This is a genomic window from Amycolatopsis sp. PSD-21 (assembly GCF_055561455.1).
In genome coordinates this window covers 3,840,905-3,862,760 of sequence record NZ_CM145712.1, presented here as the reverse complement: position 1 = coordinate 3,862,760, position 21,856 = coordinate 3,840,905, and the positions used below count along the sequence as shown (strand labels likewise).

General features: G+C 68.5%; 21 protein-coding genes. 8 read left to right on the top strand and 13 right to left on the bottom strand.

What is annotated here, in order from left to right; all coding sequences use genetic code 11:
* Position 1: 1 nt before the first annotated feature.
* Both ACZ1DY_RS18335 and ACZ1DY_RS18330 read right to left on the bottom strand, forming a co-directional pair.
* The gene (locus ACZ1DY_RS18335) at positions 2-445 is read right to left on the bottom strand and encodes a phage tail protein (protein ID WP_191250584.1); all 444 of its coding nucleotides are present in this window, start codon (positions 443-445) and stop codon (positions 2-4) included.
* Between the two features lie 15 nt (positions 446-460).
* Positions 461-2,002, bottom strand: a complete 1,542-nt coding sequence (locus ACZ1DY_RS18330) for a phage tail sheath family protein (RefSeq protein WP_257487459.1) — start codon at positions 2,000-2,002, stop codon at positions 461-463.
* 197 nt (positions 2,003-2,199) lie between these two features.
* On the opposite strand from ACZ1DY_RS18330, the gene ACZ1DY_RS18325 reads away from it, so the two are divergent.
* The gene (locus ACZ1DY_RS18325; protein ID WP_465485065.1) at positions 2,200-5,559 is read left to right on the top strand and encodes a phage tail protein; all 3,360 of its coding nucleotides are present in this window, start codon (positions 2,200-2,202) and stop codon (positions 5,557-5,559) included.
* Between the two features lie 394 nt (positions 5,560-5,953).
* On the opposite strand, the gene ACZ1DY_RS18320 is transcribed toward ACZ1DY_RS18325, so the two are convergent.
* From ACZ1DY_RS18320 to ACZ1DY_RS18310, 3 genes are all read right to left on the bottom strand, one after another.
* Positions 5,954-6,682: an eCIS core domain-containing protein gene (locus tag ACZ1DY_RS18320; RefSeq protein WP_257487461.1), complete on the bottom strand. Its 729-nt coding sequence runs from the start codon at positions 6,680-6,682 to the stop codon at positions 5,954-5,956.
* A 113-nt stretch (positions 6,683-6,795) separates the two neighbouring features.
* Positions 6,796-8,769 carry an ATP-binding protein gene (locus ACZ1DY_RS18315; RefSeq protein ID WP_257487462.1) on the bottom strand — a complete coding sequence of 658 codons (1,974 nt, stop codon included), beginning with the start codon at positions 8,767-8,769 and terminating at the stop codon, positions 6,796-6,798.
* Positions 8,766-9,425, bottom strand: coding sequence for a Pvc16 family protein (locus tag ACZ1DY_RS18310; protein ID WP_465485064.1), 660 nt, complete (start codon positions 9,423-9,425; stop codon positions 8,766-8,768). The genes ACZ1DY_RS18315 and ACZ1DY_RS18310 overlap by 4 nt, the downstream gene beginning before the upstream one ends.
* A 388-nt stretch (positions 9,426-9,813) precedes the next feature.
* Between ACZ1DY_RS18310 and ACZ1DY_RS18305 the strand changes: the two genes are divergently transcribed.
* Positions 9,814-10,959 carry an ATP-grasp domain-containing protein gene (locus ACZ1DY_RS18305; protein ID WP_257487464.1) on the top strand — a complete coding sequence of 382 codons (1,146 nt, stop codon included), beginning with the start codon at positions 9,814-9,816 and terminating at the stop codon, positions 10,957-10,959.
* A gap of 68 nt (positions 10,960-11,027) precedes the next feature.
* On the opposite strand, the gene ACZ1DY_RS18300 is transcribed toward ACZ1DY_RS18305, so the two are convergent.
* On the bottom strand, positions 11,028-11,813 hold the full coding sequence (locus tag ACZ1DY_RS18300) for a S1 family peptidase (RefSeq protein WP_465485063.1): 786 nt from the start codon (positions 11,811-11,813) through the stop codon (positions 11,028-11,030).
* 459 nt (positions 11,814-12,272) lie between these two features.
* Between ACZ1DY_RS18300 and ACZ1DY_RS18295 the strand changes: the two genes are divergently transcribed.
* Positions 12,273-13,043, top strand: coding sequence for a hypothetical protein (locus tag ACZ1DY_RS18295; RefSeq protein WP_126730935.1), 771 nt, complete (start codon positions 12,273-12,275; stop codon positions 13,041-13,043).
* On the opposite strand, the gene ACZ1DY_RS18290 is transcribed toward ACZ1DY_RS18295, so the two are convergent.
* Positions 13,040-13,570 (bottom strand): CGNR zinc finger domain-containing protein, encoded by a 531-nt coding sequence (locus tag ACZ1DY_RS18290; RefSeq protein ID WP_257487466.1) that lies wholly within the window; start codon positions 13,568-13,570, stop codon positions 13,040-13,042. The genes ACZ1DY_RS18295 and ACZ1DY_RS18290 overlap by 4 nt on opposite strands.
* Before the next feature lie 104 nt (positions 13,571-13,674).
* Here ACZ1DY_RS18290 and ACZ1DY_RS18285 point away from each other — a divergent pair, with 104 nt between their 5' ends.
* Together ACZ1DY_RS18285 and ACZ1DY_RS18280 are read left to right on the top strand one after the other, a co-directional pair.
* On the top strand, positions 13,675-14,544 hold the full coding sequence (locus ACZ1DY_RS18285) for an alpha/beta fold hydrolase (RefSeq protein ID WP_465485062.1): 870 nt from the start codon (positions 13,675-13,677) through the stop codon (positions 14,542-14,544).
* A 37-nt stretch (positions 14,545-14,581) separates the two neighbouring features.
* Entirely contained in the window at positions 14,582-14,812 is a 231-nt protein-coding gene (locus ACZ1DY_RS18280; RefSeq protein ID WP_192744960.1) for a hypothetical protein, read from the top strand.
* 9 nt (positions 14,813-14,821) lie between these two features.
* Here ACZ1DY_RS18280 and ACZ1DY_RS18275 read toward each other — a convergent pair whose 3' ends face one another.
* Positions 14,822-15,583 (bottom strand): ABC transporter permease, encoded by a 762-nt coding sequence (locus tag ACZ1DY_RS18275; protein WP_465485061.1) that lies wholly within the window; start codon positions 15,581-15,583, stop codon positions 14,822-14,824.
* Positions 15,580-16,359 (bottom strand): ABC transporter ATP-binding protein, encoded by a 780-nt coding sequence (locus tag ACZ1DY_RS18270; protein WP_465485680.1) that lies wholly within the window; start codon positions 16,357-16,359, stop codon positions 15,580-15,582. Before ACZ1DY_RS18270 ends, ACZ1DY_RS18275 begins: the two co-directional genes overlap by 4 nt.
* A gap of 169 nt (positions 16,360-16,528) precedes the next feature.
* Between ACZ1DY_RS18270 and ACZ1DY_RS18265 the strand changes: the two genes are divergently transcribed.
* Positions 16,529-18,346, top strand: a complete 1,818-nt coding sequence (locus tag ACZ1DY_RS18265; RefSeq protein WP_465485060.1) for an APC family permease — start codon at positions 16,529-16,531, stop codon at positions 18,344-18,346.
* Here ACZ1DY_RS18265 and ACZ1DY_RS18260 read toward each other — a convergent pair.
* The 4 genes from ACZ1DY_RS18260 to ACZ1DY_RS18245 are packed head-to-tail and all read right to left on the bottom strand — an operon-like array spanning position 18,325 to position 20,323.
* Positions 18,325-18,630, bottom strand: a complete 306-nt coding sequence (locus ACZ1DY_RS18260; RefSeq protein ID WP_465485059.1) for a DUF1048 domain-containing protein — start codon at positions 18,628-18,630, stop codon at positions 18,325-18,327. The two genes, ACZ1DY_RS18265 and ACZ1DY_RS18260, sit on opposite strands and share 22 nt — an antisense overlap.
* 1 nt (position 18,631) lies before the next feature.
* Positions 18,632-18,988 carry a DUF1048 domain-containing protein gene (locus tag ACZ1DY_RS18255; protein WP_126730922.1) on the bottom strand — a complete coding sequence of 119 codons (357 nt, stop codon included), beginning with the start codon at positions 18,986-18,988 and terminating at the stop codon, positions 18,632-18,634.
* Positions 18,985-19,311 (bottom strand): PadR family transcriptional regulator, encoded by a 327-nt coding sequence (locus tag ACZ1DY_RS18250; RefSeq protein ID WP_126730920.1) that lies wholly within the window; start codon positions 19,309-19,311, stop codon positions 18,985-18,987. The genes ACZ1DY_RS18255 and ACZ1DY_RS18250 overlap by 4 nt, the downstream gene beginning before the upstream one ends.
* 52 nt (positions 19,312-19,363) lie before the next feature.
* Positions 19,364-20,323, bottom strand: a complete 960-nt coding sequence (locus ACZ1DY_RS18245) for a GlxA family transcriptional regulator (RefSeq protein WP_465485058.1) — start codon at positions 20,321-20,323, stop codon at positions 19,364-19,366.
* Positions 20,324-20,395: 72 nt separating this feature from the next.
* On the opposite strand from ACZ1DY_RS18245, the gene ACZ1DY_RS18240 reads away from it, so the two are divergent.
* Both ACZ1DY_RS18240 and ACZ1DY_RS18235 read left to right on the top strand, forming a co-directional pair.
* Positions 20,396-21,208, top strand: coding sequence for a dienelactone hydrolase family protein (locus ACZ1DY_RS18240; RefSeq protein WP_465485057.1), 813 nt, complete (start codon positions 20,396-20,398; stop codon positions 21,206-21,208).
* Between the two features lie 38 nt (positions 21,209-21,246).
* Positions 21,247-21,741, top strand: a complete 495-nt coding sequence (locus tag ACZ1DY_RS18235; protein ID WP_465485056.1) for a GNAT family N-acetyltransferase — start codon at positions 21,247-21,249, stop codon at positions 21,739-21,741.
* The last annotated feature ends 115 nt before the right edge of the window (positions 21,742-21,856 follow it).

The following is a 21,856-nucleotide window of genomic DNA, read 5'->3' as shown; positions in this document are numbered from 1 at the left end:
CTCACTCGACTTCCATCTGCTCGTAGGTGACCACGAGCTTCTCGGTGAGCACACTGGTGTCGCCCGCCTTCAGCGCACCGATCTCCAGGCTCTTCGGCCACGCGTTGGTGAGCTTGTAGCGTTTGAGCGGGGTGCCTTCGTAGTCGTAGACGATGATCGCGCCGCCCTTACGAGCGGAACCCATCTTGCCGAAGTGCGCGTCCTTGACCCATTTCTCGAAGCTGCTGTCTTCGGTCAGGCCGCGGGTCAGCGTCACCTCGCCCGCCTTCGGGCGGCCGGGGAGCTTCTTGATGACGTACTTGCCGTCCACGGTGTTCTGCTTGAGCTCGATGACGTCCTGCTCCATCTTCAGTCCGGAGACCTCGGAGATCTGCTTGATCTGAACGCCGTCGATCTCGAGCCCGAAGGAGCAGCCGACGGCCTTGTCAAGATCGGGAAGTGCCATTTCGGAGCCCTTTCACTATTCATTGACCAGGCTGGTGCCGCCGGACATCTGGGCCAGCCGGAAGATCACGAACTCCGCCGGTTTGACCGGCGCGATGCCCACTTCGCAGATCACCTGGCCGAGATCGATCCCCTCGGCCGGGTTGGTCTCCCGGTCGCACTTCACGAAGAAGGCTTCGTCGGGAGTGAGGCCGAACAACGCCCCCTTGCGCCACTCCATCACCAGGAAAGCGCTGATCGTGCGCCGGATCCTGGCCCACAGCGCGTCATCGTTCGGCTCGAATACGACCCACTGGGTGCCGTTGAGGATCGACTCTTCGAGGTAGTTGAACAGCCGCCGCACGTTGAGGTAGCGCCACGCCGGGTCGCTCGACAACGTGCGCGCTCCCCAGATCCGGATCCCCTTGCCCGCGAAGGAGCGCACGCAGTTCACGCCGATCGGGTTGAGCAGCTCCTGCTCCGCCTTGGTCAGATGGGTCTCGAGCGCCAGCACGCCGCGAACGACCTCGTTGGCCGGTGCCTTGTGGACACCGCGGGTCGCGTCGGTGCGCGCCCAGACCCCCGCCATGTATCCGCTCGGCGGCACGAACGTGTTGGTCCCGCTGGCGGCGTCGAGCACCTGCACCCACGGGTAGTACAACGCCGCGTACTTCGAGTCGTACCCGGCCTGGTCCATCCGCCAGGAGCGGATCTCCTGCGGGTTGAGCCCGGGCGGCGGGTCGACGATCGCCATCCGGTCGCCCATCAGCTCGCAGTGCGCGATCATCGCCAGCTGGACGGCCTTGACGCCGTCGAGATCGATCAGATCGCGCTGGTGGGCGGCCATCAGGTCCGGCACCGCGACCATGGTGATCTCGTCGATCGCCTCCAGGCCACCGAAACCGGTGCGGTCGGCGACGTCGCCGACGTAGTCGTCCGCCGCGATGCGACGCGGGACGGGCGGTGGCTGCGGCGGCTCGGTGAGCACCGCGGTGCCCCGGTCCGGTTTCGCCACCGCGCCACCGGTCGCGAGCTCTTCGATGGTGATGAAGCTCGACTTCTCGCGCACCGACGTGACGACGTTCTCCTTGGTGCGCTTGGTGGTCACGTTGTGGGTCTCGACGACCTTGCCGTCCTTCTTGACGAGCACGGTGAACCGGTCGTCGCCGGGGTTCTCCCCGGCCGGTTCCGTGACCTCGACGGTGAGTTCACCGGGCTGGCCACCGCCCGAGAGCTCCTTCGCGACGAATCGGTAGCCGCCGAGCACGGCCTGGCGCGTCGCGGCCTTCGGTGCCGCACCGTTCTCCTGGCCCCGAGGGCCGCCGATGCGGACGATGTAGCAGTTGGCCCCGCCGTTGAGGAAATAGCCGTAGACCGACTGGGCCAGATAGCAGCCTTCGACGAAGTCGCCGAAGGTCTGGGTGAACTGGGTCCAGTTGGACACCAGGGTCGGCGTGTTGAAGGGGCCGTCCGCCGCGAAACCGACGAAGGCGGCGACGGCGGTGCCCACACCCTCGATCGGCCGGGCGCCCGCCTCGATCTCCTCGACGTACACACCCGGGGTGAGATAGGTGGGCATGCGAGCCTCCCATTTCGACACTGTCGGCGCACTCTCTGTCATCGGCGATGCTCCGGTGTGGGCGCGCACGGCGGAACGACCGAGCGGATAGGTCAGCGGGAACCAATCTCTGCCCGAAAAGGCAGCTGCCCGTTCGGGCAGCGGGGCCCGCCCTTCCGGCTGTTGGCAATCGGGACGGCGAAGCCGAAAGTGAAGGCATGCCGGCGGGCCGGGACAAGGTGGTACAGGCCCCGGCCGCGCGACCCGCGCGGCCGGACAAGCCCGCGCGCCGTGCCACCCCGCCGGCACTGCTTCGGCTGCAGGCCGCCGCGGGCAACGCGGCGGTGACCCGGCTCGTCGGTCTGCAGCGCAGCAGCTGCCCCGCTCCCCCGGTCGCGCCCACCGGGGTGACGCCCGCGTCGGACCCGAAGTTCGGGTCGCTCAAGAAGGACGTCAGCGGACAGGCGAAAGCGGCCAAGGCGCATCCGCCCGCCGCCGCGGAGGTCAAGAAGGCGCAGGACGCCGCGGTCGCGCCCGCCGACGACAAAGAGGCCCAGGCCAAGGCCGCACAGGCGGACAAGATGGCCGCCGCCAAACCGGCCGGGTTCGACAAGGCCGCCTTCGTCGCCGCGGTCAACGCCGCCGTGGCCAAGCAGGCGCCCAAGAATCTCGACGAAGCCGACAAGTTCGCCTCCTCCGGCAAGGCGGACCAGATCAAGTCCGAAGTGATGGGCAAGGTCACCAGCGGCAAGGACGCTTCCGCCAAGGACGTCACCGACCGCACCAAGGAGGCCCCGGACACCGGCAGGGCCACGGAAAAGCCGGTGAAACCGCTACCGGAAACCCCGCCGCCGCCCGCGTTGTCCCCGCCGGACCCCCGCAAGGCCACACCGGACAAGGCCCCGCCCGGCCAAACCGATCTGCGCGCCGATCAATGCGAGACCCACGGCAAGATGGCCGAAGCCGGAGTCACCGACGAGCAGCTCGCGCAGTCCAACGAGCCCGAGTTCACCGGCGCGCTCGCCGCGAAACGGGAGGGCGAACAACACACGGCGGCGGCGCCCGCGGCGGTCCGCGAGTCCGAGGCGGGCCGGCTGGCCGCCGTCACCGGTGCGGCGCAAGCGTCCGGACAGGCCGCGATGGCGGGTATGACCGGCGCGCGGTCGTCCGCCGGGCAACGCGGGCAGGCGGCGAAGACCGTCACGAAGGCCAAGGACGAACAGGACCGGGCCCGGATCACCGCGGAGATCAAGGCGATCTTCGACGAGACCAAGACGAAGGTCGAGGGTGTCCTCGGCGCCCTCGACGACCAGGTGGCCAAACGGTTCGAGACCGGCGAAGCGGCGGCGAAGGCCGCGTTCACCGCCGATCACCAGGCCCGGATGAAGAAGTACAAGGACGAACGCTACGACGGCGTCACCGGCGCGGCCCGCTGGACCTACGACCTGTTCGCCGGCCTGCCCGCCGAGGCGAACAACCTCTTCCTCGAAGCCAAGAAGGTCTACGAGTCGAAGATGCAGGGCGTCATCGGCGAGATCGCCGATTTCGTCGGCCAGCAGCTGACCGAGGCGAAGCGGCTGATCGCCGAAGGCCGCGAGCGCGTCCGGCAGAAGGTCGACTCGCAGTCCCCCGCCCTGCGCAAGATCGCGGGCGAGGCCGCCAAGGAGTTCGGGAGCCAGTTCGACGAACTCGAGAGTTCCGTCGACGAGAAACAGCAGTCGCTGGTCGACGATCTGGCCCAGAAGTACAGCGAAGCCCGCAACGCCGTCGACGAGGAGATCAAGGCGCTGCAGGCGGAGAACAAAGGCCTGTGGGACAAGGCGAAGGAGGCGGTCGGCGGCGCGATCGACACGATCCTCAAGCTGAAGGACATGCTGCTGGGCGTGCTGTCGCGGGCGGCGAACGCGGTCGGCCTGATCATCGCCAAACCGATCGAGTTCCTCGGCAACCTGGTCAACGCGGTCAAGACCGGTGTCATGAACTTCGGCGCGAACATCGTGCAGCACCTCAAGGACGGGCTGAAGGCCTGGCTGCTCGGGAACCTGGCGAGCGCGGGTATCGAGATCCCGGAGACACTGGACGCCAAGGGCATCCTGAAGATGATCATGTCGCTCCTCGGGCTCACCTGGGCGAGCGTCCGCGCGCGGATCCTCCGCTTCATCCCGGAACCTGTGCTCGCCAAACTGGAGCAGACCTTCGAGGTGGTCAAGATCCTGATCACCGAGGGCGTGCCGGGACTCTGGCGCTGGGTGGTCGAGAAACTGGGCGACCTCAAGGAACTGGTGCTCGGCCAGATCAAGGAATTCGTGATCGAGAAGATCGTCAAGGCGGGGATCACCTGGATCATCTCGATGCTCAACCCGGCGGCCGCGTTCATCAAGGCCTGCAAGGCGATCTACGACATCGTGATGTTCTTCGTCGACAAGGCAGCCCAGATCAAGGAGTTCGTCTCGTCGGTGCTGGACTCGGTCGAGTCGATCGCCCGGGGCGGGGCGGGCGCGGTGGCGGGCCTGATCGAGCGGACCTTGGCCAAGGCGCTGCCGATGGTGCTCGGGTTCCTGGCGAGCCTGCTCGGGCTGGGCGGGATCTCGGAGAAGATCAAGTCGATCCTGGAGAAGGTCCAGGCCCCGGTCGGCAAGGTGATCGACACGGTGGTCGGGACGATCGTCAAGGCGGGCAAGAAGATCTGGACGAAGCTGAAGGGCAAGGGAGCCAAGGTCGTCGAAGGCGCGAAGTCCCTCAAAGACGCGCTGTTCGCCAAACTCAAGAAGAAGACCGCGGTCACCATGAAGGGCAACAGTCACTCCCTCTACATGGAAGTCCGCGGCGGCCGTCCGGTCCTGATGATGGCGAGCGACGCCGACCCCCTGGTGGACAAGATCGACCGGGCACTCGAGCACAAAATGATCAAGAACAGGCCTGCCGTGGCGACCCAGCTGTCACAAATGCGCGGCGTCGTTGTCGGGCACGAGACGAAACTGAAGGACGCCCTCGCCACGAACGCCCGGGAGGAAATCCAGAACGCCGAGGCCGCGATCTGGCAGGAGCGGCGCCTCATCGCCTCCACTCTGCAGGCGATCGGTCACGAGATCGACCTGGACATGCTCAAAGAGTCCACCTACGTACTGGGCGGCGAGGTTCGCTCCGAGTTCCGCACCGACGGCAAGTTCCGCCCCACGTTCTACGGAAGCTTCAACGGCCCCGCCAAACTCAAGCGCCAGTCGGAACTCAGTCGCCTGATGAGCCAGAAACTGCGGGAAGCGGCTCGCTGGCAGCACGACCCGGTGTTCAAGATGAACACCTCGTACATCTGCCCCGGCAAGGACTACAAGTCGCCACACCTTGTCCCAGGAATAGGAAACTCCGCGATAAACCTCGATCACAAGGATCCTTCCGTGATCAAGCACTGGAACGACACCGGACGCAAATCCGATCAGGATGCCCGCACGAAGTTCTTCAACAAACTCGACAATCTTCACGGCATGTGCGGAACCTGCAACAAATCCAATGGCGCCGCGGAAAGCGGAACGGGAATCTGGACCATCCAGCCTGGGTTCAAGGGACCGGACGGCACCTGATGGTCTTACACCGGGAGTCGTGAGTGGCAATGATCGTTCTAACCGTCATCATCACTCACGAGCTTTCGGCGACTGTCGGTGCCAGGCCCTTGTCCGTCATGGGGAGTGGTGTCGCGAAAGCCACTTTCGGGACACCAGACGTCCCGAAAGTGGCTTTCGCGACATGTTCACAGGGTGGTGCCGGGCCCGGCCACGGTCGACGTTGCGAAAGTGGCTTTCGCAACCCGGGCCAAGGGCGGCACTCAGCAAGGCTCCGGCGAGCAAGAAACGCCGATACAGACTGGGCCGCCCGTCCAGTCACGTGTGTCGTTTCCTCGGTCACGCGAAACCGCCCGACCGCAGGTATCCAAGAAACCCTTGACTCTAACCGTCATCACCACTCACGACCCGGAAACTATGCCTCTTCTTCGGCTTCTTCCTCGCGCTGCACGTACGTCTGCGCCATCTTCTCCTCTTCGCCTTCCTCGGCCTCAGGAGCTTCTTCGCGCTGAACGTGCGCATCGCCGTCGTCCTCGCAACGCTGGACGGCAGGAGAAGGTGCAGGCGCAGGAGCCGACATCAGCCGGTCCGCGTTCGCGACGGCCTCGCGCTCGAACCGATCCGAGGGATCCGAGACCTTCACCCCGCCGCCGGCGTCGGTCCCGTCGACCGGTCCGCTCCGCTGCTGAACGACATGCGTCAGCTCGTGCGCCAGCATGTGCTTGCCCGCGTCCGACCCCGGGTCGTACTTGTCCCGCTGGAACACGATGTTCGAACCGACCGTGTAGGCCTGCGCGTTGACGGCCTTCGCCGAGTCGTGCGCCGCGCCGTCGGTGTGCACCCGGACGTCGCCGAAGTCGTGCCCGAAACGGCCTTCCATATCCGCCCGGGTCTCGGTGTCCAGCGGCGAACCGCCACCGGAGCCGACGACGTCGTGCACCGGCGAACGTTCTTCTTCGACCAGGGTGCTCGCACCGGCGTTTCCGACCGCGCGCTGCAGATCCAGCATGCCCGCGGGGCCGAGGACGTCGGGGCGCCCGGCCGCGGCGGCGCGGCCGAGCAGGCCGCCATCGTCCCGCTCCGGCCGGTCGCCTTTCGGCCGCAGGCTCGCTTCGAAGTCGTTGTCGTGACTGTGCCCGCGCATGGTCCGCTCCCTCGGGTCGCTACGCCGCCTGTCCAGCTTGCGCCGTCGCGGCGCCGCGCGCCAGGCTGCCTCGCACGGCCGAAGGGGCGGCATCGGCTGCCCGAACGGGCAGGTCAGCCCTCGGTCACCATCGCCAGGTACGGGCCGAACTCGCGGTCCAGGCACAGCCGGCCCAGCTTGCGATACTCCCGCGCGACCGCGCCGACCAGATCCGGCATCGCCACCGGGCGGCCGGCCTCCGCGGCCAGATACGCGCCGGTCACCGCGGCCGAGCGGATATGTCCTCCGGCGAGCTCGAACGCTTCGGCCAGGAAACCCAGGTCCAGGTCGTCGGCCCGGGGCAGCCGAGCGCCGAGGCAGCGGTCCCACAACTGACGCCGCAACTCGACGTCCGGCAACGGGAAGTCCACGATCACGTCCAGCCTGCGGGTGAACGCCTCGTCCAGGTTCGCCCGCAGGTTGGTGGCCAGCACCGCGATGCCGTCGAAGGTTTCCATCCGCTGCAACAGGTACGCGCTTTCGATGTTCGCGTACCGGTCGTGCGCGTCGCGGACCTCCGACCGCTTACCGAAGATCGCGTCCGCCTCGTCGAACAGCAGCACCCCGTTGACACCGGCGGCCTCGGTGAAGATCCGTTCCAGGTTCTTCTCCGTCTCGCCGACGTACTTGTCGACCACGGTCGCCAGGTTCACGGTGTACAGATCCATCCCCAGCGAGGCGGCGATGACCTCGGCGGACATCGTCTTGCCCGTCCCCGAATCCCCGGCGAAGAGCCCCGTGACACCCCGGCCGCGGCCGCCACCCGGCCGCATCCGCCACTCGTCGAGCACCTGGTCCCGGTAGCGTGCCCGCGCGGCCAGTTCGTCCAAAAGGGACAGTACGCCCGCGGGCAGCACGAGGTCGCTCCAGCCGACGACGGGTTCGATCCGCCGGGCGAGCCGTTGCAGACCGGCCGCGTTCTGGCTCCGCGCGCCCGCGCGCAGGTGGGACGTCCGCACCGGCCCGCCATCGGCCAGCGCCGTCACCGACGCCGCCTTCGCCGCACGGGCGATCTGCCCCGGCCCCAGCACGAAATGCGCGGTCGCCGCTCCCGGGTCGACATCCGGCGCGAGCACACCGTCGAGATGGCCGCGCCAAAGACCCACCCGGCTCGCCGCGGACAGGGGGAACGCGTCGAGCTGCAACGGCGGGATGGCGCTCCACCGTGGGTCCCAGGCCCCGGTGCCGTGCACGATCACCGGGACCGCCGGATGAACGAGCTTCTCCAGATGCGGGGAATCGTCGACCGGCCCCAGCACCAAACCCGCACCGCGCAGCAACGCCTCCCGCACGAGCGAACCGGTCAGCTCGCCCTGCCACCGCGCCGCGTCGACCACCAGCGCGGGAAATCCGGCCCCGGTCAGCGCGGCGGCACCGAGTTCTTCCGCGCCCCCGCCGGGATGCTCTCTCAGGTAGACCAATCCGACCTGGCCCCTGATCGCCCGGGCGAGCCGATCCGCACCGGACACGTCGGTGAGCTCCGTGCCGAGGCGGGCGCATCCGGCGAGTTCCGGGGCGAGCCGATCGTCGCCCAGCAGGTGGTTCACCACCCGGTCGGGTACCCGAAGCGTGCGTGACAGGAAGGGACGGTCCTGCTCTTCGAGGGTGAGCAGGCCACACGTGATCAGCGGAGCGTCGGCGTCGAGCCGCGCCCGGCCGGCGGCGGACGCTTCGGGGATGCCGCACAGGCGCAGGGCCAAGCCCGCTGTCGCCCGGCGGCGGGTCACGTCGTCGTTCAGGTAGCCGTAGAACTGCTCGAACCGGCTGTCGAGGTCGGGCGCGAGCGCGACCAGCAGCAGTTCGACGTCGACACCGGTGAGTCCCGCGCGCTTCGCCAACGGGTTCAGGCGGCCGTCCGGCACGGAGTCCGTGAACGGCGGGAACGGCTCACGGTGGCCTTCCAGCAGCGCGTCGATCGTCTCGTCCGACAGGTACAGCCCGCGGAAGGGGTCGTCGGGGTTCGGGTCGGCGGCCCGGCGGCTCTCGACCGCGTCCCGGATCCGCTGTTCGAGCCGGGCCAGCCGCTCGAACAGATACTCCAGGCTCATCGCGACTTCCGGTGGGTGCGCGCCATCGCGACCCGGCGTTGTCCTTCGACCGCCCCGCTCTCCGCCACCCGGTGCCCGACCACGTCGCCGTCACCGGTATCGAGCTTCAGGCCTTCCTTCGGCGGCCGTTCGGCCGGGTACACCCGTCCACTGTGGACAGGAGCGGAGATGACGACGTCCAGCGACGGTTTCAGCTCGCCGCCCAAGGCGGTCCAGACGTCGGCGAACGCCCGGTCTTCGGGCGGCGGCAACGCGACCGTCATCGGCACCGGCAGGCCCATCCGCGCCAGTGACCCGGTGAGCACCGACTCCGGGACGGCATCGTGGGCGAGCAGGCCGAGCAACAGGTCGGACAGCACGCGATGCTCGTCTTCCGGGCGCTGCGTCCAAGCGGTGACCAGATAGGACAGCTTGATGTGCCGGGGCGGAAGGTGCCGAGCCGCGACCTTGCCGAGCGGGTCGTACTCGTTGAGCAGGCCCCGCGAGCGGCGGCGCAGGTCCTCACGGACGTCGTAGAGGTAGACGTTCACCGTCGGAGCGTTGCGCCGCGACGCCCACTCCTTGGTCGGCGCGTCGAACGCGACTTCGATCTCGCTGCCGCGCCGGGCCTCACCCCGGACCAGCCGGCGCAGCGCCTCATCGACCTCATGGATCACTGCGGACCTCCTCGGACGGCGGTCCTCCCACGATGGTCGGGGCAGCGCAGGCAGGCCAGCCGCGCGACGGCAGACCTTCGGGTACGCCCGGCTGCCCCTACGGGCAAAGACGCGGCAGACGAGCTGGTCACCATCGGGGTCATCCGCCGGATATCGGGAGTAGCCTGGGTGTCGGAGCCTCCTGCCAGGACGCCGACGACCGACCTGCCCTCGTTCGTCGACCGGAGTCAGGCAGCAGGCCTGACCCGGCCGGCGGCACCGGTTCCCCCGTTCCACCCGCACGCCACCGCCGGTTCTGGCCGGTCCCACTCACCCCCACAGGAGATCCTCCATCAGTGTCCCCGTAGTTCTGCCGTACGCCGTCAGCGCTCCTCGTTCCCTCACCGATGTGTACGGCCCGGGCATCGCCCTCTGCGCGCGGCCCGAGCTGGCCGCCGCCGAACCAGTGAACAGGCACCGTCACAGCCGTGACGTCGTCTCCGCACGACCGATCGCCGTCGCGGCCGACATGCCGGTGATCTGCAGCGCCGGTGGCACCGACCCGGATCTGCTGGCGCTCCTGCGGGCCGGCGGCCTGCCTGTCGGCACGGATCTGCGCGAGTTCCGAAGCGAACGGGAATTCGCCGCCCGCGTGACCGAAGCGATGTCCGACGGCCTGCTGATGTCGATGGAGTACCCCCAGCCGACCACGCTGTGCCCGGACGCACGCGCGCTCAAAAGCGCGCAACTGGTCGGCTACTTGAACAACAAGGCCAGCATCACCACGTTGGTCGATCCCCGGTTCCAAGCGCACCGCAGCGTCGTGACCCGCGCGCAACTCGCGGAGGCGGCGCCGGCGGAGAAGTCGTGGGTGCTCAAGGCCGCGACCAACGACGCGCACGGCGGCAGCCTCGACGTCTATCTGCACGAGGCAGGCGAGCGGATCGTCCTGCCGGCGTTCACCGACGTGCTCGGCGAGTTCGTCGTCGAGGAGTACCTGCAGATCGTGCACAACTGGGGACTGCAGTTCTACGTGGGAGCGGACGCGCGGGCCCGCCTGCTCGCCGTGACCGAACAACGCGTCGACGCGACCGGGATCTACACCGGCGGCATCTTCGGCGCGGTCACCACTCCTCCCGCCGAACTGCTCGCCGAATGCCTGGCGATCACCCAGCGCGCGGCCGATGTCGGCTACCGCGGCCTGTGCAGCCTCGACTGCGCTCTGACCAGGGACGGCCAGCAGGTCGTGCTCGACCTGAACTTCCGGATCACCAGTGGCTCGATCCCGTTGCTGGCGATGCAGTCCGTCCGCCCCGACGCCCTCGACCGCCCCGCCGAGTCCGTGAAGCTGACCGTCGCCGGCGCACTCACCGACCTGCTCGCCGAGGTTCGCCCGGCGCTCGCGGACGGTGGCCTGCTCATCGTGGCCGGTCATGACACCGGCCGCACGGACGCTCCGATCAGGCGGAGCACCTTGCAACTGCTGGTCCTCGGGGACGACCCCGACGAGGTGACCGCTCGGCGCCGGGCGCTGGAAGAAAAGACCCGCCGGTAACGCTCGTCAGGGACGTGCCGCGAAAGCCACTTCCGCCTGAAGGTGGCTTTCGCGACACGCCCCCGAGATCACGCCACGGCCGGCGTCCGGCCAGTCTGCTCGGCGATCCAGTCCCGGTACACCGTCACGTCGGTCCAGATGCCCAGACCGCTGGCGCATTTCGGATCCGCGTCACCATCGCGGCTGGTGGCACCGACCAGTTCCCACTCACCGGGCCTGCCCTTGATCTGCGGCCCGCCCGAGTCGCCGTAGCAGCCCATCGCGTCCGGCGTGTCGGAACCGGTGCAGATCTCCTTGCCCGCGACGAGGCTGCGGCAGTCTTCGGCCGGCCTGACCTTGGTGTCCAGCTCCTGGAGGAGCTCCGGCGCGCCGCAGTTCTGCTCGGCGCAGTGCTCGCCCCAGCCGAGGATCCGGGTCCCCGTCCCCGTGCCGCCGACGGCTTCGGCGATCTTGATCGGCTGCTCGGTCACCGGCTTGTCCAGCCGCACCAACGCGATGTCCTGGCCAAGCGGCTCCTCCCCGGTGAAGTCCGGGTGCACGATGATCCGACTGACCCCGGTCTCGGTGCCCCCGCTGTTGTGCTGCCGTGCCCCGATCCTGGTCCGGATCTGCCCCGGCTGCGCTCCCCGCACGCAATGCGCCGCGGTCACCACCCAGTCCTCACTGATCAGCGAGCCGCCGCAGAAGTGCCGCCCGCCCTCCTGCAGCGACACCATGAACGAATAGTCCTCGGTGGCGTCGCGCCCGCCGATGACGTAGGGCGTCGGCCCGTCGGCCGCCGCCGCGATCCCCGGTACCAGCACCGCTCCCGCCGCGGCCAGCCCGACCATCAGTACGCCTGTTTTGCGAAGCATTATCGTGAACTCCCCGTAGACGACGAATTGCTGACAGTCGTCACGCTATGGGGTGATGATCACAGCTGGATCGGCTCATCGGCCGGGGGTACCTCGGCCGAATGGCCGACCCATCGTGACAGCGGGACCGGCAGGTCGGACCCGGTCTGGTGGCGAGCCGGGCGAGGTCGCGCTCGGGGTGACGGCTCCTTTCGCCGCGTCCAATGCGGTGAGGGGCAGCCTTCGCCCCGGCCACTCACCCGCGCCGGCCACCTCGCCGCCGGCGCCGGTGTCGCGAAAGCCACTTTCGCGACGCCTGATGTCCCGAAAGTGGCTTTCGCGACACGTTCGACCGGCACCCCGTTCGGCACTCCCGACCCGGCGGGCGGCCTGGTTCGTCACGATCCGCATTCCGAAACCCGGATGACCTCGATCGGGTCCACCAGTAGTCTCCAGCGGACAGTGCGAGGGGGAATGATCATGTCCAGCCATTTCGACGCGATCGGGATCGGCGTCACCGACCAGGACGAGTTCGGCGAGCGAGTGGTCTCCTTGATCAGTGCGGGCACGGCCCGGCAGGTCGGCAAGAAGACCAGCGAACACGTCTGGACGGACCCGTCCGGGGCCCGGCTGGTCGCGCAGGTTCGCAAGGGCGAGATCGACTTCCTTCTGCCGTGCCTGGCGGGCACGGCGCCCGCGGTGCCGGTGAGCGACGTTCACCTTGTCGACGACGAGACCGCGATGCTCGACCTCCTCGACGGCGTCGGCGGGGAGATGGTCTGCCCCGTCGCGGTCGAACTGGAAGACCGGGCGGTCCTCGCCCACTCCGGCGGGCGGCTCGAGTCCGGCTCCCTGGTGCTGGCGGCCTTGGCCGAAGACATCACCGTGCACGCCGACGCCGATGCCTACTACGCCTCGCAGGACGACGACGGACCGAAGTTCGCCGCCGACTACTTCATCCCGTCCGGCACCTTCGCTCTCGAGGAACCCTCGCCCGGCTGGACGCCTTCCGCCCACGCGCTGTTCGCCGGCGAGGTCGTCAAGGCCGAAACCCCTGTGAACACGGCCACCGGCAAGGCGTTCCATCGGATCCGGGTCCGCACCATCGCCGCGATCGAACTCGACGTCGCCATCGCGGCCACCGATCTGGAGCGGCCACCCGCGCCCGGCAACATCGTGACGGGGACCTTCTTCCTGACCGGAAGCTTGGGACTGCAGGAAAGCGCCGTGAAGCGACGCCGCTGGTTCTAGGCCGTCCGTTCGCGGCGATAGTGACGAGCGGCCTTCGCCCGGTTGCCGCAGGTTTCCATGGAGCACCATCGCCTGGTGCCGTTCCGGGTCGTGTCGTCGAAGTACAGCGTGCACACCGGATACGCCGAGCACCGCTTGATCCGTTCCGGGCGCGCGCGAAGCAGGCTCAAGTAGCCGTACGCCGCAAGCCACGCGGGCCGCCAAGCCGCTTCCTCGACCTCGATCACTTCTTCGGGGCCGCCTTGCCCCAGCTCCGGCCGCAAACGCCCGCGCGCCAGCACTTCGTTCAGGGCGCGTTCGGCGGAGGCGCCCGGGCTTTCGAGCACCTCGCGCAGGACGGAACGCGTGTGCCGCAACGGTTCCTCCGCCCCCGGGGTATCCGGTAGGCCCCACTCGGCCAGCCAGGCGGCGACCCCGCCGGGTTCGTCGAAGACGTCCCGCTGCTCACCACGTTCGGGCCACGTGGTGTTCAGCAGGTCCAGGGCGATCGGCTCGCCGATCAAGGGGCGTTGCGACACAGCCGTCATCCTACCCTCCGTCGACCGCTTGACAGGTTAGGTCTCCTCCTGCTTACCTCTAACCGTTCTCAAACATTTAGACGGTTAGACGCAATCGCGAGGAGCACCCACCCATGTCCGAAGCCACCTTGCACCGCACGGCGACCATCGACGGCCGCAGCGTGTTCTACCGGGAAGCCGGCGATCCGGCCGCGCCCACCGTGGTGCTGCTACACGGTTTCCCCACGTCGTCGCATATGTTCCGCACGCTGATCCCGGCGCTGGCCGACCGGTACCACGTCATCGCCCCCGACCACATCGGCTTCGGGTATTCGGACGCTCCGCCCGTCGACCGGTTCGACTATTCGTTCGAGAACCTGACCGCGATCACCATGGGCCTGATCGACACGCTCGGCCTGGACCGTTTCGCCCTGTACATCCAGGACTACGGGGCACCCATCGGGCTCCGCATCGCGAGCCGTCACCCGGACCGGGTCAGCGCGCTGCTGGTCCAGTCCGGCAACGCCTACGTCGACGGCTTCACGCCGTTCTGGGACGTCCTGTTCGCGCACGCCAAGGACCGCGAAACCCACGAGGAAGCCGTGCGCGAGCTCCTGAAACCCGCCGCGACCCGCTGGCAGTACACCCACGGCGTCCCCGCCGACCGGCTGGACCGGCTCACCCCGGACACCTGGACCCTCGACCAGACCCTGCTCGACCGCCCCAGCAACCAGGAGGTGCAGCTGCAGCTGTTCTGGGACTACCAGTTCAACCTCGACGCCTACCCGGACTTCCAGCGGTACTTCCGCGAGCACCGGCCGCCGACCCTCATCACCTGGGGCGAGCACGACGAGATCTTCGGCGCCGACGGAGCCCGCGCGTTCCTTCGCGACCTGCCCGACGCCGAACTGCACCTGCTCGACGCCGGGCATTTCGCGCTGGAGACCCACGGCGCGGAGATCGCCGCCCTCGTCAGGGACTTCCTCGGCCGCGTCCCGCGCTGACCGCGGCCGTATCCTCGAGGTGAGGCGGAGGTGGGAAGTGACGGACGAACAGCTGCTCATCGAATTCGCGCTGACCCGCATGGACCATCCCGACCTCGACCTCGAGGAAGTGGCGACGCTGACCGTCCGGCGTCTCGGCGAGGACCGGATGCTGGACTTCGCCGGGCGCACCCTCGTCAGCCGTGGCGAACTACGCGGAGCCGCGTTCCCGGCCGCGGTCGAACACGTGCTCCGCGTGGTCCTCACCCTGCGCGGCCCGGACGACTGACCGGCGACGTCAGGAGATCTTGCGCCGGTAGCTGATCGTCGCGAACGCGTACGCGACGATCAGCAGACCGGCGCACCAGGCAAGGGCGATCCAGATGTCGTCGCCGACCGGTTGCCCGCCGAAGAGGTCCCGGATGGCGTTGACGATCGACGTCACCGGCTGATGCTCCGCGAAGGCCCGCACGGGGCCCGGCATGGTGGCGGTGGGCACGAAGGCCGAGCTGAGGAACGGCAGGAAGATGAGCGGGTAGGAGAACGCGCTCGCCCCGTCGACGGATTTCGCGGACAGGCCGGGGATGACGGCCAGCCAGGTCAGCGCCAGGGTGAACAGGAGCAGGATGCCGGCGACCGCGAGCCAGGTCAGCACGCCCGCGGTGGACCGGAAGCCCATGAGCACGGCCACGCCCACGACGATGACGAGCGAGATGAGGTTGGCGACCAGCGAGGTCAGCACGTGCGCCCACAACACGCCCGAGCGAGCGATGGGCAGGGATTGGAATCGCTCGAAGATCCCGCTCTTCATGTCGGTGAAGAGCCGGAGCGCGGTGTAGGCGACCCCCGACGCGACGGTGATCAGCAGGATGCCGGGCAGCATGTAGTTCACATACGAATCCGTCCCCGTTTCGATCGCGCCGCCGAAGACGTAGACGAACATCAGCATCATGGCGACCGGCATCATCGCGGTCGTGACGATGGTGTCCATGCTGCGCGTGACGTGTTTCATCGAGCGGCCGAGCAGGACGGTCGTGTCGCCGAGGAAGTGCTTGGTCATCGTCCGCTCCCTTCCTTGTCCGCGCCGACGATGGCCAGGAAGACGTCTTCGAGTGACGGCTGTTTCTCGACGTATTCGACCTCGGCGGGCGGCAGCAGCCGTTTCAGTTCGGCGAGCGTGCCGTTCACGATGATCCGTCCTTTGTGGAGGATCGCGATCCGGTCGGCGAGCTGTTCGGCCTCCTCCAGGTACTGCGTCGTCAGCAGGACCGTCGTGCCGCGGGCGGCGAGCTCCCTCACCGCGGCCCACACCTCGGCACGGGCCTCGGGGTCGAGCCCGGTGGTGGGCTCGTCCAGGAAGATCACCGGCGGATTCCCGATGAGGCTCATGGCGATGTCCAGCCGCCGTCGCATACCACCCGAATAAGTGGACACCTTCCGCGCGCCGGCGTCGGTCAGCGAAAACCGTGCCAGGAGGTCGTCGGCGATCTTGCCCGGCTGTTTCACCTGCCGCAGCCGGGCGACCAGCACGAGATTCTCGCGTCCGCTGAGGATCTCGTCGACGGCGGCGAACTGCCCGGTGAGGCTGATGCTTTCCCGCACGTCGGCCGGCCGCGTGGCGACGTCCCAGCCGGCGACGCTCGCCGTCCCCGCGTCCGCCTTGAGCAACGTGGACAGGATCCTCACGACCGTGGTCTTGCCCGCCCCGTTGGAGCCGAGAAGGGCGAAGATACTGCCCCGCGCCACCTCGAAATCGACGCCTCGTAAGACATGCAGAGCCTTGTACGACTTCTCCAGGCCTCGCACCCGGATCGCCTCGGTTTGCCGCGTGACCATCATCCACCCCTTCTTGAGCACTACTCAGTAGCACTGACTACTGGTAGATAGTAGCACTGACTAGTGGTCACGCAAGGGCGTCAGTTTGCTGTCGGGTTCACCCGGATCGGTGTCAAGAACCCGTCAACGCCCTCGAACCGCAGTGCGGCAGAACCCCAGGCTGACGGGCGTGACCACGACACTCACCCGCCCCGAGCGCGGTACCGACCGCGCCGAACGGCACCGGCTCTCCGTCGTCGGCGGGCTTGCCGCGCTGTCCTTGGACGCCATGGCGTCGGTCGCCTACGGACCCGAAGCCATCGTGATCGTGCTTGCCGTCGCGGGCGGCGCGGGTCTGGGCTTCACCCTGCCGGTCACGCTCGCGATCGCGGTACTGCTGGGCGTGCTGACGCTGTCCTACCGCCAGGTGATCTCCGCGTTCCCCGACGGCGGCGGCGCCTACGGGGTCAGCCGGACCTATCTCGGACGGCGGGCGTCCCTGGTGGCCGCGGCTTCCCTGATCGTGGACTACGTGCTCAACGTCGCGGTCTCCGTGGCGGCCGGGGTCGCCGCGCTGACGTCGGCGTTCCCCGGCCTGCTGCCGTACAAGCTGTGGTTGTGCCTCGGCGTCCTGGCACTGGTCACCGGCGTGAACCTGCGCGGCATCGCCGAAAGCGCCAGGGTGTTCGTCGCGCCCACGGTGATCTACGTCGGCGCGATCCTGACCGTGGTCGTCACCGGCCTCGTCCGCGACGAGCCCGCCGCGGTGATCGCCGCGCCGGATCACTCGCAGAACCTGCAGACGGTCGGAATCCTCTTGCTGCTCAAGGCTTTCGCGAACGGCTGCGCGGCGCTGACCGGTGTCGAGGCGATCGCCAACGCCGTGCCGTCGTTCCGCGAACCGCGGGTTCGCCGCGCTCAGCACGCGGAGATCGCACTGGGCGGCCTGCTCGGCGTCATGCTCATCGGGATCGCCGTGCTGATCGGGAAGTTCGGCATCCACCCGGTGGACGGCGTCACCGTGCTCTCGCAGGTGACCACGGCGTCCTTGGGCGACGGCTTCGGCTTCTACCTGGTGCAGTTCTCGACCGTGGTGCTGCTCGCCCTGGCCGCGAACACCTCCTTCGGCGGGCTGCCGGTGCTGGCGCAGTTGCTGGCGAAACACAACAAGCTGCCGCACGTGTTCGCGCTGCGCGCCGAACGCCAGGTGTACCGCCATGGCGTCGGTTTCCTCGCCGTCACCGCCGCGCTCCTGCTCGTCGTCACCGACGGCGACATGAACACCCTGGTCCCGCTGTTCGCGATCGGCGTGTTCGTCGGGTTCACGCTCTCCCAGCTCGGAATGGTCCGGCACTGGCGACGCACCCGCCCGGACCGCTGGCGCGCCAAGGCCACGCTGAACGGCTTCGGCGCGCTGCTCACCGGAGCCGCGGCGATCGTGGTGACGACGACCAAATTCGGCGAGGGTGGCTGGCTGATCGTCCTCACGCTGCCGCTGCTGGTGGCGGCCATGGAATGGGTCGAGCGCAGCTACCGCCGGATCGGCGACCGGCTCGAACTCGGTGTCACGCCGGCTCCCCCGCGGCCGGACCGTTCGCTCGTGATCGTCCCCGTCCACACCGTTTCCCGCCTGACCCGGGACGCCCTCGCCGCCGCGTTGTCACTCGGCGACCACGTCCAGGCGGTGAACGTCACCCATCCCGACGACGAACAGTCGTCACGGGATTTCGTGGCAGCCTGGGAAGCGTGGCACCCCGAAGTGGCCCTGGTTCAGCTCCACGACGAACGCCGCCGCCTCGGCGAACCGCTCGTGGAGCACCTCCGCACCGTCGGCGGGCGGCACGTCTTCGTGCTGATCGCCGAGGTCGAACCGGAGCACTGGTGGCAGCGGATCCTGCAGAACCAGCGCGGAGCCGTGCTCGCCCGCGCGCTGCGCCGCCGCTCGGACGCCGTCGTCTGCCGGATGCGCTTCCGGATGAGACGGCGTCACTTGCCGAGGGACTCCTGATAGAGATCCGCGTGGGTGGGCGTGTCCTTGATCAGCTCGTCACAGAACGCGGCGACGTCTTCGCCGATGAGTGCCATCACACCCTTTCCGGACGCCGCACCCTCCTCGAAGAAGTCCACGATCCCGGGCAGCAGCGGCCCGTCGGCCAGGTCGACCGGTCCCACCTTGAAGAGGTACTTCTGCATCTCCTTGTAGACGATCTGGTAGTCCGGCGGGAGCGCCTTGACCCGGGCCACGTGCGCACGCCACTGCTTCTTGCCCTCGATGATGTCCTGGATGCCCACGTCAGCCTCCCAGCTGCTTCAGTTTCCTGGCGACGTTCCTGTTCAGCTGCTCCCGCCAGCGGTCGCGGTAGCCACGGCGGCGCTCCCCTCCGGCCAGCGCCGCGCAGAAGCCCTCGATGTCGTCGCCCAGCACCTCGCGCGCGCTCTGGCCGTCCGCGGCCGTTTCCTCCAGCAGCCCGAGGGCGCCGTCGAGAATCGGCAACAGGTTCCTGCCGGTGAAGTCCGAATAGGACGAAAGATGCGCGGTGATCTCCTCCCACGCCGCCCGGTGGTCGGCGGGCAAGGCCCCGGCCCTGTCCTCGAAGGCCTTCCATTCCCTGGTGAGATCGTTGCCCGTGACGGTGTCCCAGAACTTCATTTCCCGCCCTCCTTGAGTTCGTCGATCCGCGACGTGACGAATTCCCATTTCGCCCAGAACTTCGCGAGCTCCTCGCGCCCGGCGTCGTTCAGCGCGTAGAACTTGCGCGGCGGCCCCTGCTCGGACGGCCGCTTCGTCACCTGGACCAGTCCGTTCTTCTCCAGCCGCAGCAGGATGGCGTACACCGTCCCCTCGACCACTTCCGCGAAGCCGAGCTCGTTCAACCGGCGAGTGATGGCGTACCCGTAGGTCTCCTCGCCGCCGACGATCTCCAGCACGCAACCCTCGAGCGTGCCCTTCAGCATCTCGGTCAGACCGTCCATCGTGACCCTCTTCGATCCAGTACTCAGTGACACTGACTACTGGAGGAAAGTATCACACGCGCCGGAAGGCGGCCCGGTAGTCGCCTGGCCGCCGTCCCGTGTGCTTCGCGAAAAGGGCCGCGAACGTCCCCGGATCCCGGTAGCCGACGGCGGCGCAGATCGCGGCGACCGTCCGATCCGTCGTTTCGAGGAGGTGGCGGGCGCGCCGGACGCGTGAGGAATGCAGGTATTCGAGCGGTGTCTGCCCGGCCTCCTCCGCGAACCGCCGCAGCAACGTCCGGGTGCTGACGTTGAACCGTCCGGCCAAGGCCGCGAGGTCGTAGCGGACGGCCAGGTTCTGGTCCAGCCATCGCATGACCCGGCGGGAGAAGGCGTTGCCCGACTGAGGCAGGAGCCGCGTGTCGACGTACGGCGTCTGCGACGACCGCGCGTCGTCGACCAGCGCCACCCGCGCCGTCGTCCGCGCCACTTCGGCGCCGCTGTGCTCGCGGATCAGCCCGAGCGCGAAGTCGTACATGGCGCTGAACGCCGCCGTTGTCGTGACTCCGCGGTCGGTGACGACGAGCCGCTCGGGCCGGACTTCGGTTTCAGGGCACCGTTGCGCCAGTTCGTCCGCGAAAAGCCACGAGGTGGTGGCGCGGCGATGGTCGAGCAGCCCGGCCGCGGCCAGCAGGAACGCGCCGACACACAGCGAGACGACGACGTGGCCCGCGGCGGCGTGCGACCGGATCGCTTGGATCTCCGGTGCGAGGTTCGCGATCTTCGCGTCGATGTCCTGCCCCGGTACGAGCTCGAATCCCGGCACGACGAGGACGTCGACTTCACGCAGCGGCGCGACGACCACCCCGGCACCGCCCGACACCGTGACCCGGCGGCGAGGGGAAACGACGGAAACCTCGTATCCGGCGTGGTCCGTCCCCGCGACGTGCGCGGCCATCGTGAGGAGATCGGGGACACCGAACACCTCTGACGCGAAGCAACCCGGGTAGGCCAGGACCCCCACTCGCAGCATGTGGCGAGATTACCCCGGAATCCGGCGATCTGGCCTATCCCCGCGAAGGCCGCGCAGGTCGAGGCTTTCGCCATGCGTGGACACTCCGACGATGCCCTCACCGACTTCTCCCACCGGCTCGTGGAGGTGGACGGCGTGACGAAGACGGTGCACGTCGCGGGATCCGGCCCCGGCGTGGTGCTGATGCCGGAAATGCCCGGCATCAGTCCCGACGTCCTCCGGTTCGCGCGATGGATACGAGACGCAGGCTTCACCGTCTACGTCCCCTCGCTCTTCGGGCGCGACGGCGCCTATCCGACCGCGGAGGACGGCGAGCAAGTGGTGCGCCGCGCGTGTGTCAGCGCGGAATTCCGAGCGTTCGCCGGAGGCGGGACCAGCCCCGTCACGCGGTGGCTGCGGGGGCTCGCGCGGATCGCGCACACCGAATGCGGCGGCCCCGGGGTCGGCGCGATCGGCCTCTGCTTCACCGGCAACTTCGCCCTCACCATGGCGCTCGAACCCGCCGTCGTCGCACCCGTGGTCAACCACCCGTCGCTGCCGCTGGACGACCAGGGCGCGCTCGAACTCTCCGACGAGGACGCGACCGAGGTCCGGGACCGGATCGCGCGCGACGGCCTGAAGGTGCTCGCCTACCGCTTCGAGGGCGACCGCTGGTGCACCGGGCAGCGATTCGCCGCCTATCAGGCCCTCCTCGGCGACGCTTTCGACGGACGGGTGCTGCCGGACAGCGCCGCGAACACCGACCCGTCACCGTTCTTCCGTGACCTGGTCGGCACGCCGCACAGCGTCGTCACCGCGCACTTCGTCGACTCCGAGGGGCATCCCACGCGGCGTGCGAGGGACGAGATCCTCGCCTTCCTCGCCGACCGGCTGACGGCACGGTAGAAACGGGATGGCGTCAAGATCGTCCGAGAGGGGACCCCATGCCCGAACCGCGCCGAGCCCACGTCTCCGACCACAGCGCGATCGTCGACCGGGTCCAGCGATGGTGGGGCGACTCGCGCACCCCCGCCGAGGCCAGGGAGCTTTCCCTGTTGCTGCCCAAGCTGTTCTTGCAGTTCTTCTCCGGCACGAGCCTGGTCATGGAGGACGAAACCGGAATCAGGGCGTTCCTTGTCGGCTTCCACTCCCCCGACGACTCCGGGGCGTACATCCATTTCGTGGGCGTGGATCCGGAACTCCGCGGACAGGGGACGGCCCGCCGCCTCTACGAGACCTTCTTCCAGCGCGCCGCGGAGGCGGGCCGTACGGAAGTCCGTGCGATCACCTCGCCGGGGAACGCCGGATCCATCGCCTTCCATCGCGCCATGGGCTTCACCCTCGAACCCGGGGACCGAGAGGTCGGCGGCCTCCCCGTGCACAGCGACTACGACGGCCCCGGCCAGGACAGGGTGTGCTTCCTCCGGAAGATCGCCTAGGCCGTGTCCTGCAAGTCATGTTCGCGGTCTCCGCGCCCAGGTGGTCCCTGACGGTACGGGCGGGCTCGGCCGAGTACGACCCGGTACGAGGCCGGCCCGCCCGCACCGTCAGGAA